The following is an 18,130-nucleotide window of genomic DNA, read 5'->3' on the forward strand; positions in this document are numbered from 1 at the left end:
AAGGGAAAGATGCGGAAGAGAAAAAATGTTCAGCAGGCAGTGATACTTGCAGGAGGTTACGGAAAACGTCTGGCACCATTTACGGAACATGATCCGAAACCGATGTATCCGTTTAACGGGGAACCGTTTCTGGGCTACCTGCTCAGACAGATTAAAGGTTTTGGAATAGAAGATGTTGTCATTTTGTTGGGATATTTGCCGGAGAAAGTGACGGAGTATTTTGGAGATGGGAGTCGGTATGGTGTCCGAATCAAGTATTGTATAACGCCAGTAGAGTATGAAACTGGTGCAAGAATAAAAGCGGCAGAAAGCTTTTTACAGGAAGATTTTCTGTTGATGTACTGCGATAATTATTGCCCGATTGATTTTGAAAAGCTTCAGCAGGATTATGATACAAATAATGCATCCGTACAGATTACGGCATATGTAAATAAGGAGCATTATACGAAAAACAATTTAAGGCTGGACGGGGATGACTGTGTACGATGCTATGATAAAAAACGGGTTCAGGAGAACCTGAACGCGGTTGATATAGGATATGCGATTATTTCAAAACAGGTAATCGAACAGATACCCGATGCAAACTGCAATTTTGAGGCAGAGATGTATCCCAAACTTGTCAACAGCGGAAAACTATTTGCGACTCTTACAGAACACAGATATTATTCCATTGGATCATGGGAACGAATCGAATTGACAAAGCAGTTTTTCTCGGGGATAAAGACCATTTTTCTGGACAGGGATGGAACCTTGAATGTCAAGCCACCCAGAGCGCACTATATTGAGAGTGCGGAAGCGTTTGTGTGGATAGATGGCGCAAAAGAGGCGCTTCGTATGCTGAAAGAGGCGGGGTGTCGTCTGATTTTGATTACAAATCAGCCTGGAATTGCAAGAGGGAATCTGACAGAGGAGACATTGGCTGAGATTCATCACAAGATGCAGGCGGATCTGGCAAAGATTGGAGCAGCCATAGATGCGATTTATTATTGTCCACATAACTGGGAAGAGGGATGCGAGTGCCGCAAACCCAAACCAGGTATGTTATTTCAGGCGCAGAGAGATTTTTCACTGAACCTCCGGGAGTGTATAATGATCGGAGATGATGAACGGGATATGCAGGCGGCGCATGCGGCAGGATGCCGTGGAATACTTGTGGATAACAGCTATACATTGAGGCACGCCGTGGATGATATATTAAAGTGATGCAAGGAGAATAACAGATGATAATATCGAAAACGCCCCTTAGAATGTCTTTTTTTGGTGGGGGAACGGATTTTGCTGATTACTATAAAAACAGCCGTTACGGATATGGAACGGTAATAAGCACTGCGTTGGACATGTATGTATACATTATGGTGTGCAAGAGATTTGATGATAAGATCAGAGTGTGCTATACCGTCAATGAATTTGTTGATTCGGTGGATCAGATCAAACACAATATTATCCGGGAAGCATTAAAAATGCTCGGGATAGAGAAGGGGATCGATATTGTGTATTCGGCGGATATTCCGTTAAGCTCGGCAGGTATCGGACTGGCTTCTTCCAGTGCGCTTGCGGTAGGAGTGTTAAATGCGCTGCATGCTTATAAGGGAGAGCATGTTTCGCCGGAAGTGCTTGCGCGGGAAGCATGTGAGATAGAGATTGAACGTCTGAGCAATCCGATCGGCGTGCAGGATCAGTATGCGGTTGCCTACGGAGGATTTCGTAAATATAAGTTTCACAGAGACGGAAGCGTTACGAATGAGATGGTCGTATGCAGACAGGACACGCTGGATCAGTTAAAGAACAATTTTATGTTGTACTTTACAGGACTCACCAGAGTATCATCCAATATTCTGGCGGAGCAGAAAGCTCATATCTATGACAAGGAGAAAGTGCTTGATGCAATGGTAGAGATGGTTCTGTCGGCGGAACAGGCATTGGCAGAAGGGGATGTCGCTCAAATAGGCAAGATGCTGGATGATGCATGGAATTTGAAAAAGCAGATGTCCAGTGGTATCTCAAATCCACTTATCAATGAGATGTATACAAAGGCGAAGAACGCAGGCGCTGTGGGAGGAAAAATTCTCGGAGCAGGTGGAGGCGGTTTTATGTTGCTTTTTGTTCCGCCGCAAGAACAGGAAAGAGTAAGATCAGCAATGAGTGAATACAAGGAGACCCAGTTTGGTTTTGAGACTGAGGGATCGCGCATTATTTTTACAGAAAAAAATCGGGGAGAATAGGACACACGATGAAGAAAATTATTATTTTTGGTGCGGGTCCGACGGGAAAACGCGCTTACGCATTTTATAGGGAGTTTTGCGATGTGGTTGCTTATGCAGATAATAATGAGGCAATACAGGAAACGGATATCGGCGGTGTACCTGTTGTTTCGGCAGAGCAGATTGTGAATATGGCTTACGATTATATCGTAATAGCTTCTGTGCCTGGGTATGATTCCATATGTCGGCAGCTGGAAAACTACGGTGTTGCTCAGGAAAAGATAAAGAAGTATTCATCCGATGTGAATAATAATAGAGAACTTTCCTTTTTTCAATATGCGAGAGAATTAAGGGATACATCAGGAGCCTGTGCAGAGGTGGGGGTATTTCAAGGAGATACAGCCAAAATCATCAATCAGGCATTTGCGGATAGAAAGCTTTATTTGTTTGATACATTCAGCGGATTTGATGAACGGGACGTGGAGACGGAAAAGAAAGCGGGATTTTCAGAGGCGAAAGCAGGGGATTATCAGGATACATCCGTAGAGCGTGTATTAGAAAAAATGAAATATCCAAATCAGTGTATTATAAAGAAAGGCTATTTTCCGGAAACTGCGGAAGGAATAGAGGAAACATTTGCGTTTGTAAGGCTGGATGTTGATATGTATAAACCGACGAAAGCGGGATTGGAGTGGTTTGGGAAACGCATGGAAAAAGGCGGACTTCTAATTTCCCATGATTATTATACGAAAAGTTATAGCGGTGTTGCGCAGGCAATCGATGAGTATGTAAGCGAGCATCCCCAACTGCGTAGAATCCCGGTCGGAGACGGTTTGAGTGTAATGTTGATAGGATTTTAGGTGGAAAATATGATATCAGTCATCATGTTGACGTATAACAGGGAAAAGTATATAGCGCGATCCATCGAGGCAATTTTGGCGCAGACATACAGACAGTTTGAATTTGTGATTGTCGACAACGGGTCAAGCGATCAAAGCGGAACGATTGCAGATGAATATGCGTTAAGAGATTCAAGGATTAAGGTGCTTCACATTGAAAAAAGCAGCATTGGGCATGGGAGAAATATCGGAATTGCGAATGCAACAGGAGAATACATTGCATTTGTGGATGATGATGATGTTGCTGCACCGGACATGCTGGAATTTTTAGACCGGCTTGTACAGGAAAATCATGCAGATATAGCAATATGCGGTGCAAAAAAGGATGTAAATGGAAAGATTCTGCCACATAGCATGTGGGATGAATACTGTATCTGGAGCGCGGCGGATGCTGTGACAGAACTTTTAAAGCGCAAGCGCAATAATGCAGGGCTGCCAACCAAACTGATCCGGAGAGAATTGTTTGAACAGATACCGTTCAAGGAAGACTGCAAATACGAGGATATCTGGATCTGTTACAAATATATGGCAAATGCGAATAAGGTGGCAGCGTATGGACTGCCCAAATACTGTTTCACCCGGCATGAGAGCAATAACAGTTCTTTTACACAAAATGCAGGTTTGTGGAAGGCAGAACAAATGCGGGAATATCTGGCGGCGTTTTGTGAGAGGACAGAGTATATCAGTGCTAAACTGCCGGAATTGACGGGGCTGGTGCAATACAGCGAGTGGTCTTATATGATCAGTATGTGCGACAAAATAAAAACCTATGATCTAAAGGACTGCCAGGGCATATTCATAGAATTGGTCAGAGAACTGCGGCTAAAGCAGGAGGAATTCCTGGCGTTACCATATATTCAGAATTTTGAGAAGGAATGGATGAACAAATACGTTCTGCAGGAAGGATAGACTGGAAATGAGTTATAGTAATATTATAAAATCATATAGTCAGGATAGAAATGTACTGGGAAAAGTATTACCGCTTGATACGCCCTATACGGTATTGATCGATATAAGTGATTCCTGTAATCTTCGTTGCAAATATTGCTTTCGTTATGATACAAGCATTGGGGCGGAAGATTATCGGAAAAATCGTCTGATGGATTGGGAAACGTTCCAAATAGTTGTTGAGCAGTTAAAAGAATTTCCAAGCCAGATTAAAAGAATTGCCTTGTCACATAATGGAGAGCCTTTGTGTAACAGGAAACTGCCACAAATGGTCAGTTATATTAAAAATGCCGGTCTTACCGGGAGAACGGAGATACATACCAATGGATTACTTTTGGATAAACAGTATATAGAGGAATTGTGTGAAGCAGGAATTGACAGGGTAGTCATTTCCCTGCAGGGTCTGGACGGGGATGCATATTATAAAGAGTGTGGAGTTAAAATCGATTTTGAACGGTTTTATTATCATTTGAAATACTTTTACCAGAAGAAAAGAGATACACAGATACATATTAAAATTGTAGATGAAGCTGTGGGAGATGAGAGAGACAGGTTTTATGAGATGTTTTCGCCTATTGCGGATCGTGTTTTTGTGGAATCGGTGGTGCCTTTATGGACGGATTCGGATATGAAGACTGGAGAAGTAGAAAAAAATAAATACGGAGATACGTTTAAAGTCCAGCAATGCTGTCCGTTGGTCTTTTATACAATTAATGTGCTGCCGGATGGAACGATATACCCGTGCAGTCATATCAGACCGCCATTTAAACTTGGAAATGTGAAGGAAACGACGATATATGAGGCATGGAATGGGGCGCAGAAAAAGGCGTTTATGAAGGATATGCTTGAATCAGGAAGATTTAAAATGGAGGCGTGTAAAAATTGTTATATTCCACAGAATACGGTAATGACTCCGGAAGATAGTATAGATGCATATGCAGAAGAAATATTAGAAAGAATCAATAGGACTCAAGGGTAAGAGGAGTCGGCTATAAAATTAGGGTTGGGAGAATGTAGAATGTCAAAATGTGTTACGGTTTATACACAGGCGTATAATGTTGAGAATTACATAGAACAATGTATTAAGAGTGTTTTATCACAGACATTTCAAGATTTTGAATGGATTTTAGTTGAGAATGGTTCGACAGATAAAACGAGAGAAATAATACGTAAATATGCAGCACTTGATGAACGAATTAAACCAGACTATTTTGATGTAAATCAGGATGGGTTTACAAATTATTATATTGCGGAAAAAGCAGACGGACGGTATATTGTAAAAATTGATAGTGATGATTGGATTGAACCAGAGTATCTTGAAAAATTGATCGCGCCACTTGAAGATCCTGATGTGGATATATCTATTTGTGGCGCAGTAAATTATGAGGAGGAAACAGGAAGGGAAACTCCGCATGAATATGGAGAACTGGATGGGGTTTATTCTAAAAGTGATATAGAAAAACAATTCATAGAAATGCGTTCTTATATGGGAACTTATTGGGGTAAGATGTTTCGCAGGGAAATTTTTTGCAGTATTTTGCCTGATATGAAAGAAATAGGGGAAAAACTGAAAAAAGGAGATAATTTCGGAGGAGATGTGGCATTTGCTTTGTGTTATTTAGGCGAGTGTAAGAAACTGGCTTTTGTGAATGAGAGAATGTATCATTATAGAATTCATAATAACAGTTATGCTACCCGGACAATAGGAACCAATAGAGTATTTAGCTGTCTGGCTTTAAGAGAAACAGAGCATCATTTTTTACATAAGGTAAATGCGTATACGGAACAAAATGTAATAATGGTTGATCTGCTATTCTGGCAGAATATAGAACAGTTATTTAAAAACATTATTAGAGCAGATTGGGATACAGACCAAAAAATAAAAACGATAAGCGAGGTTTGCGCTAATAAAGATTTACAACTTCTTCGGAAAGAGGCATATAATTCTAAGGTACGCACAATTTTAATGGGGGATATTGCATGGTGTTATATGAATGCAGGCAATAGCAAATATTTGAAAAATGTTTTAATGCTGCTGGAACCTGACATATTTGACAGCATTTCAAATGAAACTTATGAATGGATGAGGGAAAATCAAATATTGATGTCCTATATTATTATGGGAGAATTTGATAACGCAAAAAGATATATGGAAGAAATTACAACAGGAAATAATGTGGATTACATTCGGGAGCTTCAACAGAGAATGCATTAGAAATGTGGGAGAGAGAACGTAGCATGAGAGAAGAGTTGATAAGTGTTATCATACCAACTTACAATAGAAGAGATAAAGTAACATATGCTGTAAAAAGTGTTTTAGATCAGACCTATTCAAATATAGAAGTAATTATTATAGATGATGCGTCAACAGATAATACGGAGGCAGAGATAAAAAAAATAAAAGACGATCGGATCCGGTACATATATCTGGAAAAAAATCATGGAGCTGCAGGCGCAAGAAATGTTGGTATAAAAGAAGCCAATGGAACCTATATTGCATTTCAAGACAGCGACGATATATGGGAAAAAGAAAAATTACAAATGCAGATTGATAAAATGGCTGGAACTGACAACGTTGGACTTGTATATTGTGCTATGGTTCAGTTTGATGCAAAGGGAAGGCTGCTTTCGCTAATTCCAGAAAAAAAATTGCCAGAAAAATACACTTCCGGTAAGATTTTTGATTTTATGCTAACGTATGCATTGATTAGTACACAGACAATGCTTGTAAGAAGCGACATAATAAACAAAATGAACGGCTTTAATGAAAATTTGCGAGCATTGGAAGATTATGAATTTGCCTTAAGATATGCAAAGGACAATGAAGTTGGTTTTGTTGAAATGCCGCTTGTAAGACAGATTCTAACAAAGGACAGCGTAAATCAAAATGGAAAGAATAAGATTTTAGCGGAAATTTATATATTGGAAGAGTTTTGGGAGGATTATAAGCGCTTGAATAAGGTAATTCCCCAGTTTGAAATAATGAGAGCAGAAGCGGAACGCTATGGGTGCTTGGAAATATTACAAGAGTATGTATTAGACCATAGAAATTTCTACGAATGTGAGGCGGAGTGGAAACAAATATATCAAATTTGTTTTAGTGAGCAAAAGTTGCTGTATTCTCATAACCGAAAATATGAGGGAGTACAACTAATAATACAATTATGTGAAAATTTAAAGAAGGATATAGAGGAACAGCAGGCAGAAGAAATTATAGAGGGAATAAAAACTTTTTCAAAGCAAATTGGATTAGATATATGTGATGAACAGGAGTTATGTGAGTACAATCATCAATATCAAAAATTGGCAGATAAAATAGAAAATAAATTAAGAGGACAGATTTATGTTTGCTCGGTATGTAAAAATAGAGTAATATTTGATCCAATATCTGATTATTACAGGGAAAATAGAATGAAATATGGCTTCCCTTATTGGAATCGCGAGTTTCAACTGGAAAACCGAGAGCGCTATTTCTGTCCTGTATGCGGTTCGACAGATAGGGCAAGACTGATTATTGAATTTTTGTCGTATATTAAAAGCGAAAACAATCAAAAAATAAAGGTATTGCAGATTGCGCCGGATTCTGTCATAGAAAGATACTTGCGGGCAAGAGAGGATGTGATCTATGAGTCAACAGATTTATATATGGATAATGTGACTTTTAAAGCAGATATACAAAAGATGGACATGGTAGATAGTAACTATTATGATCTGGTTATCTGTGCCCATGTACTTGAGCATGTTAAAGATGACATATCTGCAATGAAAGAATTATATCGTATTTTAAAGGCAGAAGGATTATGCATCGTTCTTGTGCCGCTTATTGTTGGCTTAGAAAATACAGATGAACAATGGGGATGTTCAGAAGAAGAAAACTGGCACAGATTCGGGCAGGGAGATCATTGCAGGTTATACGCACGAGATGATTTTATGAAAAGATTAGAAGCGGTTGGATTTCAAGTGAATGAATTAGGGGGAAAATGGTTTGGAGCCGATCTGTATAAAAAGTGCGGTTTTGATAGAAACTCGATTCTTTATGTTTTGTCAAAGCAGGAAATGTTAAATTAGAGATAACCTATAAGCAACAGTATCATAGAAAGAGCAGGTTATGTCATGGGAAAAGAAGACATTGTAATAGAATGTATAGCAGAAGAAAGCTTTAATAATTTCTGCGAGATTGTAGATGCAACAAGCATACTGAGACAGGATAAGCAAATTGTAATATTTGGCGCGGGAATTATGGGAATGCAATTTGCGTATACGTTGCAACAGTTGGGAATAAATAATTTTATTTTTTGTGACAACGATTCGCAAAAATGGGGTGTCCGACTAGTCGGTACAACGATAAATAACCCTATGCTGTTACAAAATGGAGATAACTATTTTGTTTATCTTGCAATGGAAAACTATGAAGAATGTGCGACCCAGCTTGAAGAAATGGGATTTGAGATGGGGATAGACTGGGTTAATCTGACAAACTGCTCAGAAAGGAAATTGCTGGATTCATTTGAAAAAAATGATGATGCGCATGTCTTGATTTTAGGAGATTGCACAGTGTCTACAGTCTCTGTGCAAGAGAAATATAAGGTATCGATAGGCGAAATATTGAGAAAAACCGGGGATACAAAAGTACTTGCATTAAATGGCTTATATATGAGAAGCTATTATAACATTCTGAGACTATGCAAAAACAGAATGAAATATTTACAAGAGGTTTATGTGCTGCTGAATGTTGACATAATGGGAAATCGATATTTTTTGTATCCCAAAAACCAGCATGGCAGAGTAATGAAAGAGTTGTATAAAAAAAGTAAAAAAACGGATGATAAAGAGATGCAGGACTTTCTTCAAGTTATTGAAGAAAGAGAAAAAGGGACAAGTATCTTAGATTTGTCATCTCCGAATCGTTATAAACATTTATCGGAAAAGGAAGTTGAGAATCAGAGACGAGTCCATATGAAGCTCAATTTTTTGTATCATATATCGGAAAATACAGAGAGTATGGAATATCTGCATCATATCTTAGATTTCTGTAGAAATGTAGGTATAAAGATAACATTTGTGATTATGCCGATAAATTATGAGCGGGGAGAAGAGTATTTTGGTGATGAATTTCGGACTCGTTACGGGGAAATTATAACGGTGTTACAGAGGCATATCATAAATGGCAAAGGAAGTATATTAGATTTAAGTTATTTGCTGCCTCAGGGGGACTTTATCTGTCTTAGATCCACGAATGAGGGAATTCTGGAACATGGAAGAAAGCTAATCGCAGAAAAAATTGTGGAACGGATGAAAAAAGGATGTCAAAGCGAATGGAGTGGCCATTAAAAACTGCACAAAAAGAGATATTGAAGGCATTTGATCAATTTGTAATAGAAAATAAATCGTTTTTAGAAAATAAAAAGCTGCTAGTATGGGGCGCGAGTGTTCGCGGCACTTTGCTGGGTATGATACTTGAAAAAAAGGGGTTAATAGATTTCCTGTATATCGACAATGATGAACGAAAATGGGGAAATCATATTAATGGGCATTCCATCTTAAATCCGAACGAGGTAAGGAATCAATTACAAAATACTTTTATTCTTATACCGGTAGAATATCCCGAAGAAATTTGTAAGCAATTATATAGTTGGGGATTAAAAGAGGATTCATTTGCAGTTATAAAATCCAATATTGAAAAAAGCTATACAGAAGAATTTTTTCGGCAATATGGTTATGACCGATTGGTTATAGGTGAAACTTTTTTAAATGAAACAATCATTGATGAAGAAAATCCGGAAAGTATAAAGGACTGCCTGTGGAGAACATATAAAAAAGAAAATATGAAAGTTTTGGCAATGAATTGCATGGGAATGCAGGGCTTTTATCATATGATACGGTTGCAGATTATGCTTGGATATGTGCCCCAAAAGGTATGGATTTTCGTCAATTTTGAAACATTAACGGAATTTCATCATATGTTGTCGAGAACACAACATCCGGATTTGTTGAAGATGATCGCTGAAACAGGACAAATCCGGGATGAGTATTTTCAACAGTACATACAGCAGGCAGAGGAAAGAGCAAGAAATTATAAAATTGAAATGCAGTATTCTCCACAAAGAACATTTGACGGTAAAAACGTTGACAATGAGACGATTCAAAAAGAGTATATGAAGATTCAGATTCTTCGACCATTATCTTTGGAGACAGAGGAAATGTTATATTTCAAAAGAATATTGCAAGTGCTTAGAAAATATGACATTGCAGGATATGTTATCAATACACCTATCAACTATCAACTGGCAAAGAAATTATATCATGAAGAATTTGTGGAAATTTATGAAAAAAACAGAAGGGTGCTTAAGAAGCTTGCAGATGACTATAAATGCCAATTTTGGGATATGGGTGATTTGCTGGAGGAGGGAGATTTTGTTTCGATGGTAACGATTAACGATGCGGTTTGTCAGAGCGGAAGAGATAAAATCCTTGCTTATATTGACAGAAATGAGGAGATGGAAGATGGAGCAGAAAATTAATTTTGCGTGGCCGGTAACTTCGAGCAGCAAGGAAGAATATGTAGCTTTTTGTGAATGGATGACAGCACATAAAACAATGTTGGAAAGTAATGAGATTGCTATTTGGGGAGCAGGAATTCGAGGAACTGAATTTTCGTTGTTTTTTAAACGAACAAACTATACAAAAATTTTTTTTGTAGATAGTAACAAGGAGAAATGGGGAGGATACATCAATGAATTTCCGATTGTTTCTCCGGATACAATGAGAGAGAAAATCCAGACAGGAAAGGTAAAAATATTAATATCCGCAGAAAATAGTAAAGAAATAGAAGAATTTCTTGAAGAAGATGGTTATAAAAAGGAAGAAGATTTTTTTACAGTTAGATCAAATTTATATGAAAAATATGTAGAAGAATTTATTCGTCCTTATACAAGAGATGTGTTGATTATGGGAGATTGTGAATTTTCGAAAATCTCTTTGGAAGATACGGATATGCGGAACCTGGCAGAAATGTTAAAAGACGAACTGGGAGAGCGCCGGGCAAAAGTTTTGGCTATGCATGGAATGGGATTACGATCGCATTATAATTTGCTGCATACGCAGATTGCCATGGGGATGATTCCTAAGATATTAGTGATTATGATAAATCTGGATACGCTAACAGGTAAACAGCATTTATTGCCAAGATCACAGCATGAAGAATTGTTAAGAATGGTATACGAAAAGGCTCATGTAGACAGCAAAGAGTATGAAGAATATCTCGAAATTGTGCATGAACGCAAAAAGAATCTTCAGGCAGAATTTTTTACTACTAATAAATTTGGAAAAAGAGATGTTCCTTCCGATGCGAAATCCAAAGTATACTTTAGGGTTAATTACCTTTATGAATTGGATGTGGAAACAGAGGGGATACAGTATTTGAAAAAAATAATTCAACTGGCAAGGGAAAATAATATAAAAGTAATTCCATTTGTACCGCCGGTGAATTACGAACTTGGGGAAAGAATTTTCGGAGCGGATTTTAATAAACGTTATGCTAAGAATGTAAATAAAATTGATAGTATAGTAAGAGAAAATGATCTGGAGCTTTTGGAAATGAGCTATAGTTTAAAACAGAATGAATTCGCTCAGCCAGACACGCCTGATGAAACAGCTAATGATGCAGGGAGAAAGAAAGTTGCGGAAATATTGTGCCGAAAAATTGAGGAGGTAATGTAACGATGGAACAGGAAATATTGCATATATTACAGGAAATAAATCCATATATGGAAATAGAAACAGATACGAAGCTGTTGGAGGAAGAAATTTTAGATTCCATGGAGATATTATTGCTGATATCTGAATTAGAGGATAAGTATCAAATACAAATTCCACTGGAAAGTTTACAGTTAGAAGATTTTCAAGATATTTTAAGCATTACAAAGTTCGTAAAAAAGCAAATTGAGGGTACGCAATATGATAACTAATGTAACACAGTACTTGGATCAAAGAAAGATTGATAGTGGAAAAAAAGTGGCAATCTCAGACGGAGAAAAAAGTTTGAGTTTTGAGGAGCTGTATGATCGCTCACAAAGAGTAGCAGTAAGTATTAGGCGGAAAAATAATAACATAAATAACAGACCCATCATTATATTCGGCAATAAAGGAATAGCAGAGTATATAGCATTTATGGGAGTGCTCTACAGCGGAAATTATTATGTTCCGCTTGATGTAAAAATGCCGGTTCCGCGGTTGGAGAAAATTGTTCGCTTGCTACAGGCAGAAGTGGCTATTGTAGAAAACGAGTATGAAAGCCGCTTGCGCGAGGCTGGATATGAGGGAGAAGTCATTTATTTACAGGATGATCCGGCTATTGAGGAACAGCAGGTGCTTGAAAATTACAGAGGAAGAGTGGTGGATACAGATCCTGCATATGTTTTATTTACGTCAGGGTCAACCGGAACACCGAAAGGTGTTGTCGTGAGCCATAGGGCGATCGTTGATTACATAGAATGGCAATGCGCGTATTTGCCTTTTGATAAGAATACAGTTTTGGGAAACCAGGCACCTTTCTATTTTGATGCGTCGATGCCGGATATATATACACCGCTATGTATGGGAGTTACATTATATATTATTCCGGAAATGCTGTTTCTGGTTCCGAATAAGTTGGTTGATTATATCAATCAGTATAAAATTAATACATTAATCTGGGTGCCGTCAGCGCTGATGACATTAACAAATCGAAATTATTTTGAAAAAAAGAAGATTGATGACTTGCGGTTAGTGATGTTTTGCGGGGAAATAATGCCCAATAGGCATCTGAATATTTGGAGAAAGTATTACACCAAGACCGAGTTTGTTAATTTGTATGGACCAACGGAGGCAGCATATGCATGTACCTATTTTGTTGTAAATAGGCCGTTTGCAGATAACGAACCACTACCAATCGGAAAGCCTTGCGAAAATACGGACATAATTGTACTGAATGAAAATAATACAAGGGTTCAGCAGGGAGAAGAAGGCGAATTGTGTATACGGGGCACTTGCTTGGCAAACGGATATTATGATAACAAGGAAAAAACCCTTCAGGTATTTACACAAAATCCACTTAATTCATTATATGAAGATAAAATTTATAGAACAGGTGATATTGTAAAGTATAATGAATTTGGGGAACTTGAATATGTTGGAAGAACTGATTTTCAGATAAAACATTTGGGCTATAGAATTGAACTGGGAGAAATCGAAACCGCTACTTATGGATTAGATGGAATCAAGCAGTGCTGTGCAATATATCAAAAAGAGGCTGATAAGATTGTATTGTTTTGCGTTGGAGATTTGGAACAAACAGAGAAGCAGATATATACATACTTAAAGGAACATATACCAAGATATATGTTACCTGGGAAAATTATTTTACTGCAAGAGATGCCTCTAAACGCAAATGGAAAGATTGATAGATTGCTGCTGGCGGGCAAGATACAACTATAAAACTATAAAACCCGAATTGACTCAAGTATTTCCTGATACGAAGTAATCGTGAATAATAGACCGATGGACAATTTGCGGAGAAATGTGGCGCTTGAAAGGTTATACGGAGGTTACAGATGATACGTGACAGTTATTTAAAACAAATCGTAGAATTGCTTGACAATATAAGATTTTCCGGAGAGAACGGTCTGGATAATACAAGCTACACCGAAAGCATGGAGCTGCTTACGAGACAGTTTGAGAAGGTCAGAGCGGGCAAAGGTCGGGTCTTTTTTATCGGCAATGGAGGAAGCGCTGCGATTGCAAGCCATATGACGGCGGACTTTATGAAAAACGGAGACATGAGAACATATAGCTTGTACGATAATGCGGTTCTTACCTGCCTTGGAAATGACTATGGCTATGAACATGTATTTTCCAAGCAACTGGAATCGCTGATCGAGGAGGGGGATCTGTTGGTGTGCATCAGCAGCTCCGGGAATTCCGAAAACATAATAAGAGCAATTAAAACGGCAAAAGAACATGGGGCATATGTGATTACCTTTACTGGGTTTGATGCGGATAATAAAGCGAGGGCGATGGGAAATTTTAATGTGCATGTACCGGTCAGACAATATGGGATGGTAGAATCCATTCACAATATGATGCTTCAGCAGATTGTGGACATGCTACATGAAAATAAAAAGTAACGTGTATGATTGTGTATGGTGGAATACGATCCGGAAAATGAAAGGAATCCCACATGAACCTATCCATCTGTATCATTACAAAAAACGAAGAACAGAATATCGACCGATGCTTAAAGGCGCTTGCTCCGTACGGTCTGGAGACGATTGTGGTGGATACCGGATCGACGGACCGCACGAAACAGATTGCGGCGCGTTACACGGACAGGCTGTATGATTTCCCGTGGTGCGACGATTTTTCGGCGGCAAAGAATTTTGCGATAGAAAAGGCTTCACATTCCTATGTACTGGTTTTGGACAGCGACGAGTTTGTAGAGCAGCTGGATCTGTCCGCGCTGGAAAAACAGATTGTCGCGCATCCGGGGGCGGTCGGCCGGATCCGCAGGCGGAATGTGTTTCACAGAAACGGGGAGGAGCAGGAGAACCGGGAGTGGATCAACCGCATATTCGCAAAAGAATATTTTCACTACGAGGGCAGGATCCATGAGCAGGTGACGCCACTGCGTGGCGCAGAGAGCGGTTATCGGACGTATGAGACGCCGGTTGTGATCTTGCACACCGGATACGATCTGCCAGAGCAGCAGAAAAAGGAAAAGGCGGAGCGCAACATCCGCCTGCTGGAGCAGGAATTAAAGCAGCTGGGCTGGGATGGAAATGCCGGGGCAAAAGACGGCGTCGCAAAGGCAGAGACAGCCGGAACAGATGCGAATGCTCGTTGGAGCGGGCAGATTCCGTATCTTCTGTATCAGCTTGGCAAGAGCTATTACATGATGGGAGAATACGGCGCGGCGTGCGGCTGGTTCGCGCAGGGGCTTTCGTTTGACCTAAATCCTGCACTGGAATACGTGATTGACATGGTGGAGACGTACGGATATGCGTTAATCAACAGCGGGCAGGAGCAGACGGCACTGTTTTTTGAGAATATCTATGACGAATTTGGAAAAAGTGCGGATTTTCAGTTCCTGATGGGATTGATTTACATGAAAAACGCACGGTTCACAGAGGCGGTGCGCGAATTTGAGAAAGCGGCCGGGCATGCAGAGTGCCGGGCACAGGGAGTGAATTCCTATCGGGCAGACTATAACATCGGCGTCATCTACGAGTGCCTCGGGAAAAAGGAAGAGGCGCTTGCCTATTACCGGAAGTGCGGCGGCTATGCGCCGGCAGAGGAGCGGATACGCGAGCTGGGGCGGAGGTAGAAGAAAAAGCTATGACAACGAGAGAAGAAGCATTGGAATACGGAATGTCATTTCCGGATGTCTATGTGGATACACCGTTTCACGATCCAAACTGGGTGCTGGTGCGTTCCCGGAAAAATAAGCGGGCATTTCTCTGGACTTATGAATATCAGGGACAGATGCGGATTAATGTCAAGGCAGATCCGGAGTGGATTGATTTCTGGCGGAAAGCGTACGAAGCAGTCATTCCGGGTTATCATCAGAACAAAAAGCACTGGAATACGGTCATCCTTGACGGCAGTGTGCCGGATGGAGATGTAAAGCGGATGATAGCGGAAAGCTACGATCTGGTTAGGTAAGGGTAGTGTCGTGCTCGTGCCTGGATATATGAGGGGATGCAAATAGAGTTGTATTTGAGGCTACAGTTGGATTTCTACTATGTTTGACAGGGATCGAGGCGTTAAGTGTAATGGGACTGGCATTACTGGCAGTGGGGATTTTATCCGGTTTAAAGGCTTATATGCAGAGCGTAGGAAAAGCAGCACTTCAGGCTATTCTGGGAGCAGGTACATCGGAGGTTGTGAAAGAGTTATTGACTCTGGTGCTGCGGAAAGGATGATAGCGATATCGAAAATGCTTAAAAGAAGATGGCAGGGACAACGGGAACCCTGCCATTTTATTCGTGAATATTTTGGACAGATAGATCGGGTTTATAATTTACATAACAGATCCGGGGTGGAAGCCTACATTAAATCCTTGCATGTGATATAAGGATAAGAACATATAAGGAAATAACTGGGAAGTAACTGGGAAATGACGTTGCAATTTCCCACCCACGGGCTTATAATTGGGGCAGTTAGGGGAGGGCATGCAATGCAATATATGACATCCAGACAGAAAGCTACAGAATGGTCTGTCACGAAGCGTATGGTAAATTACTGGTGCGCAAACGGGCAGATTGAAGGTGCATACAAAGAAGGCAGCCGCTGGTGGATTCCAGTGGATGTAGAACGTCCTGGAGAAGAGGAGTGTTTGCGGCGCATGAGAGCGTACACCGTTCGGATTACAGGCAAGAAGAGCGTTGCGGTTGGCATTCAGGATTTTGAGGCGTTAAGACGTGATCAGATGTTTTATGTAGACAAGACGGATTTTATTCGGCAGTGGTGGGAATCTGGCGAGACGACTACGCTGATTACACGCCCCAGACGTTTTGGCAAGACGTTGAATCTGAGCATGCTGAACTGCTTTTTTTCCGTGTTCTATGAAAATCGTGCGGATTTATTTGAGGGGTTGAAGGTTTGGGAAGAGAAAAGCTATCACAAGCTGCAAGGGCGTTTCCCCGTTATATTTCTGTCATTTGCAGGTGTTAAGGGGACAACGTTTGAGGCGGTGCTTCGGCAGATAAATTATGGTATTATAGAGGTATATCGCCGCTTTGAGCGGATACTTGACATGTCGCGGTTCACGGAAAGGGAACGACAGGATTTTGGCAGAATATCATGGGACATGGATGCGTCCACGGCTGCGCAGTCCGTACGGCTTCTGACGGATTTGCTCTATGTGTATTATGGGCATAAGCCCATTATTTTACTGGATGAATATGATACTCCGCTTCAGGAAGCTTACTTTAATAGCTTTTGGGATGAGATGGTTTCTTTTGTGGGGGCTTTTTTTAATAATTCCTTTAAAACGAATCCATCGCTGGGGAGAGCATTGCTGACGGGCATTACCAGAATATGCAAGGAATCTATCTTCTCCGACCTCAATAATATAGATGTGGTCACACAAACGAGTACGAAATATGAGACGGCATTTGGCTTTACGGAAGAAGAGGTAAAGGTGGGACTTGCCAGAGTAGGTCTGCTCGATTACAGGGAAAAAGTAAAAGAATGGTATGACGGATTTACATTTGGACAGCGCAGGGATATGTATAATCCGTGGTCGATCACAAAGTTTATCGATGCAGAGGGGATCTTTGATACTTATTGGGCGAATACAAGTAATAATAAACTGGTGAGCTCGTTAATCCGAAAGTCTTCAAAGAATATGAAGATGGCGATGGAACAGCTTCTTGAAGGAGAGATGTTACATGTGGAGATGGACGAGCAACTGGACTTTGCACAATTGGAGTATCGGGAATCGGCTATTTTCAGCCTTCTATATGCGACGGGGTATCTACGCGTAAACCAAAAGAACGATCAGGAATATGTGCTGATGCTGACGAACAAAGAAGTGGAGATTATGTTTCGACGCATTATACGGGAATGGTTTAACGATATGGATACTGGCTATGGAGATTTCAGAAGAGCGTTGCTGCATGATAATATAGAAGAGATGAACTACTATATGAATATGGTCACGCTATCCACCTTCAGTTACTTTGACACAGGCACAGGGCGTGGTAATATTGATGAGACAGAGCGCTTTTACTATGGCTTTGTGCTTGGATTGCTGGCAGATTTATCAGATCAGTTTTCAATACGGTCAAACAGGGAGAGTGGTCTGGGAAGATATGACATTATTCTCCGCGCGCGGGAAGAAAACGGCAATTCTTACATTATGGAATTTAAGGTTTTTGACCGGGAGAGAGACGAGAATATGAAAGCGTGCGTTGCAAGGGCGTTGCAGCAGATAGAAGAGAAACAATATGAGACAGAGCTTGTGGCAGACGGAATTGCGAGGGAGCGGATCAGAAAATATGGATTTGCATTTGACGGGAAAAAGGTTCTGATCGGCTCATAGAA

At 40.1% G+C, this 18,130-nt stretch carries 17 protein-coding genes; all 17 read left to right on the forward strand.

Annotated elements, in window-relative coordinates; genetic code table 11:
- Positions 1-9 precede the first annotated feature (9 nt).
- The 17 genes from RHOM_RS18085 (at position 10) to RHOM_RS00935 (ending at position 18,128) form a co-directional block, all read left to right on the forward strand.
- The gene (locus tag RHOM_RS18085; RefSeq protein ID WP_143761634.1) at positions 10-1,203 is read left to right on the forward strand and encodes an HAD-IIIA family hydrolase; all 1,194 of its coding nucleotides are present in this window, start codon (positions 10-12) and stop codon (positions 1,201-1,203) included.
- 17 nt (positions 1,204-1,220) lie between these two features.
- Positions 1,221-2,222, forward strand: coding sequence for a GHMP family kinase ATP-binding protein (locus RHOM_RS00865; RefSeq protein WP_044024572.1), 1,002 nt, complete (start codon positions 1,221-1,223; stop codon positions 2,220-2,222).
- An 8-nt stretch (positions 2,223-2,230) separates the two neighbouring features.
- Entirely contained in the window at positions 2,231-3,061 is an 831-nt protein-coding gene (locus RHOM_RS00870) for a TylF/MycF/NovP-related O-methyltransferase (protein ID WP_014078390.1), read from the forward strand.
- 9 nt (positions 3,062-3,070) lie between these two features.
- Complete coding sequence (locus RHOM_RS00875; protein WP_044024752.1) at positions 3,071-4,009, forward strand: glycosyltransferase family 2 protein; 939 nt, start codon at positions 3,071-3,073, stop codon at positions 4,007-4,009.
- A gap of 7 nt (positions 4,010-4,016) precedes the next feature.
- Complete coding sequence (locus RHOM_RS00880; RefSeq protein WP_014078392.1) at positions 4,017-5,027, forward strand: radical SAM/SPASM domain-containing protein; 1,011 nt, start codon at positions 4,017-4,019, stop codon at positions 5,025-5,027.
- A 39-nt stretch (positions 5,028-5,066) separates the two neighbouring features.
- Complete coding sequence (locus RHOM_RS00885; protein WP_014078393.1) at positions 5,067-6,263, forward strand: glycosyltransferase family 2 protein; 1,197 nt, start codon at positions 5,067-5,069, stop codon at positions 6,261-6,263.
- A 23-nt stretch (positions 6,264-6,286) separates the two neighbouring features.
- Positions 6,287-8,116: a glycosyltransferase gene (locus RHOM_RS16435; protein ID WP_014078394.1), complete on the forward strand. Its 1,830-nt coding sequence runs from the start codon at positions 6,287-6,289 to the stop codon at positions 8,114-8,116.
- Between the two features lie 45 nt (positions 8,117-8,161).
- Positions 8,162-9,379 carry a glycosyl transferase GT2 family protein gene (locus RHOM_RS00895; protein ID WP_014078395.1) on the forward strand — a complete coding sequence of 406 codons (1,218 nt, stop codon included), beginning with the start codon at positions 8,162-8,164 and terminating at the stop codon, positions 9,377-9,379.
- The gene (locus tag RHOM_RS00900; protein ID WP_014078396.1) at positions 9,364-10,569 is read left to right on the forward strand and encodes a hypothetical protein; all 1,206 of its coding nucleotides are present in this window, start codon (positions 9,364-9,366) and stop codon (positions 10,567-10,569) included. Before RHOM_RS00895 ends, RHOM_RS00900 begins: the two co-directional genes overlap by 16 nt.
- Positions 10,553-11,767 (forward strand): hypothetical protein, encoded by a 1,215-nt coding sequence (locus RHOM_RS17530; RefSeq protein WP_014078397.1) that lies wholly within the window; start codon positions 10,553-10,555, stop codon positions 11,765-11,767. Before RHOM_RS00900 ends, RHOM_RS17530 begins: the two co-directional genes overlap by 17 nt.
- Before the next feature lie 2 nt (positions 11,768-11,769).
- A complete protein-coding gene (locus tag RHOM_RS00910; RefSeq protein ID WP_014078398.1) occupies positions 11,770-12,015 on the forward strand; it encodes a phosphopantetheine-binding protein in 246 nt (81 codons plus the stop codon).
- Positions 12,005-13,522 (forward strand): amino acid adenylation domain-containing protein, encoded by a 1,518-nt coding sequence (locus tag RHOM_RS00915; RefSeq protein ID WP_014078399.1) that lies wholly within the window; start codon positions 12,005-12,007, stop codon positions 13,520-13,522. Before RHOM_RS00910 ends, RHOM_RS00915 begins: the two co-directional genes overlap by 11 nt.
- 116 nt (positions 13,523-13,638) lie before the next feature.
- Positions 13,639-14,211, forward strand: coding sequence for a D-sedoheptulose-7-phosphate isomerase (locus RHOM_RS00920; RefSeq protein WP_014078400.1), 573 nt, complete (start codon positions 13,639-13,641; stop codon positions 14,209-14,211).
- A gap of 53 nt (positions 14,212-14,264) precedes the next feature.
- Positions 14,265-15,407, forward strand: a complete 1,143-nt coding sequence (locus RHOM_RS00925) for a glycosyltransferase (RefSeq protein ID WP_014078401.1) — start codon at positions 14,265-14,267, stop codon at positions 15,405-15,407.
- Positions 15,408-15,418: 11 nt separating this feature from the next.
- Positions 15,419-15,745, forward strand: a complete 327-nt coding sequence (locus RHOM_RS00930) for an MmcQ/YjbR family DNA-binding protein (protein ID WP_014078402.1) — start codon at positions 15,419-15,421, stop codon at positions 15,743-15,745.
- 83 nt (positions 15,746-15,828) lie between these two features.
- Positions 15,829-16,005: a hypothetical protein gene (locus RHOM_RS17535; protein WP_207635403.1), complete on the forward strand. Its 177-nt coding sequence runs from the start codon at positions 15,829-15,831 to the stop codon at positions 16,003-16,005.
- A gap of 254 nt (positions 16,006-16,259) precedes the next feature.
- Positions 16,260-18,128, forward strand: a complete 1,869-nt coding sequence (locus RHOM_RS00935) for an AAA family ATPase (protein ID WP_014078404.1) — start codon at positions 16,260-16,262, stop codon at positions 18,126-18,128.
- Positions 18,129-18,130 lie beyond the last annotated feature (2 nt).

Origin of the sequence: Roseburia hominis A2-183 (genome assembly GCF_000225345.1) — a bacterium.
In the GTDB taxonomy this organism is placed as follows: Bacteria; Bacillota; Clostridia; order Lachnospirales; family Lachnospiraceae; genus Roseburia; species Roseburia hominis.

Excerpts from the sequence above, each read along its gene's own strand:
- RHOM_RS18085 (WP_143761634.1), top strand. The coding sequence starts at position 10 with ATGCGGAAGAGAAAAAATGTTCAGCAGGCAGTGATACTTGCAGGAGGT.
- RHOM_RS00865 (WP_044024572.1), top strand. The coding sequence starts at position 1,221 with ATGATAATATCGAAAACGCCCCTTAGAATGTCTTTTTTTGGTGGGGGA.
- RHOM_RS00870 (WP_014078390.1), top strand. The coding sequence starts at position 2,231 with ATGAAGAAAATTATTATTTTTGGTGCGGGTCCGACGGGAAAACGCGCT.
- RHOM_RS00875 (WP_044024752.1), top strand. The coding sequence starts at position 3,071 with ATGATATCAGTCATCATGTTGACGTATAACAGGGAAAAGTATATAGCG.
- RHOM_RS00880 (WP_014078392.1), top strand. The coding sequence starts at position 4,017 with ATGAGTTATAGTAATATTATAAAATCATATAGTCAGGATAGAAATGTA.
- RHOM_RS00885 (WP_014078393.1), top strand. The coding sequence starts at position 5,067 with ATGTCAAAATGTGTTACGGTTTATACACAGGCGTATAATGTTGAGAAT.
- RHOM_RS16435 (WP_014078394.1), top strand. The coding sequence starts at position 6,287 with ATGAGAGAAGAGTTGATAAGTGTTATCATACCAACTTACAATAGAAGA.
- RHOM_RS00895 (WP_014078395.1), top strand. The coding sequence starts at position 8,162 with ATGGGAAAAGAAGACATTGTAATAGAATGTATAGCAGAAGAAAGCTTT.
- RHOM_RS00900 (WP_014078396.1), top strand. The coding sequence starts at position 9,364 with ATGGAGTGGCCATTAAAAACTGCACAAAAAGAGATATTGAAGGCATTT.
- RHOM_RS17530 (WP_014078397.1), top strand. The coding sequence starts at position 10,553 with ATGGAGCAGAAAATTAATTTTGCGTGGCCGGTAACTTCGAGCAGCAAG.
- RHOM_RS00910 (WP_014078398.1), top strand. The coding sequence starts at position 11,770 with ATGGAACAGGAAATATTGCATATATTACAGGAAATAAATCCATATATG.
- RHOM_RS00915 (WP_014078399.1), top strand. The coding sequence starts at position 12,005 with ATGATAACTAATGTAACACAGTACTTGGATCAAAGAAAGATTGATAGT.
- RHOM_RS00920 (WP_014078400.1), top strand. The coding sequence starts at position 13,639 with ATGATACGTGACAGTTATTTAAAACAAATCGTAGAATTGCTTGACAAT.
- RHOM_RS00925 (WP_014078401.1), top strand. The coding sequence starts at position 14,265 with ATGAACCTATCCATCTGTATCATTACAAAAAACGAAGAACAGAATATC.
- RHOM_RS00930 (WP_014078402.1), top strand. The coding sequence starts at position 15,419 with ATGACAACGAGAGAAGAAGCATTGGAATACGGAATGTCATTTCCGGAT.
- RHOM_RS00935 (WP_014078404.1), top strand. The coding sequence starts at position 16,260 with ATGCAATATATGACATCCAGACAGAAAGCTACAGAATGGTCTGTCACG.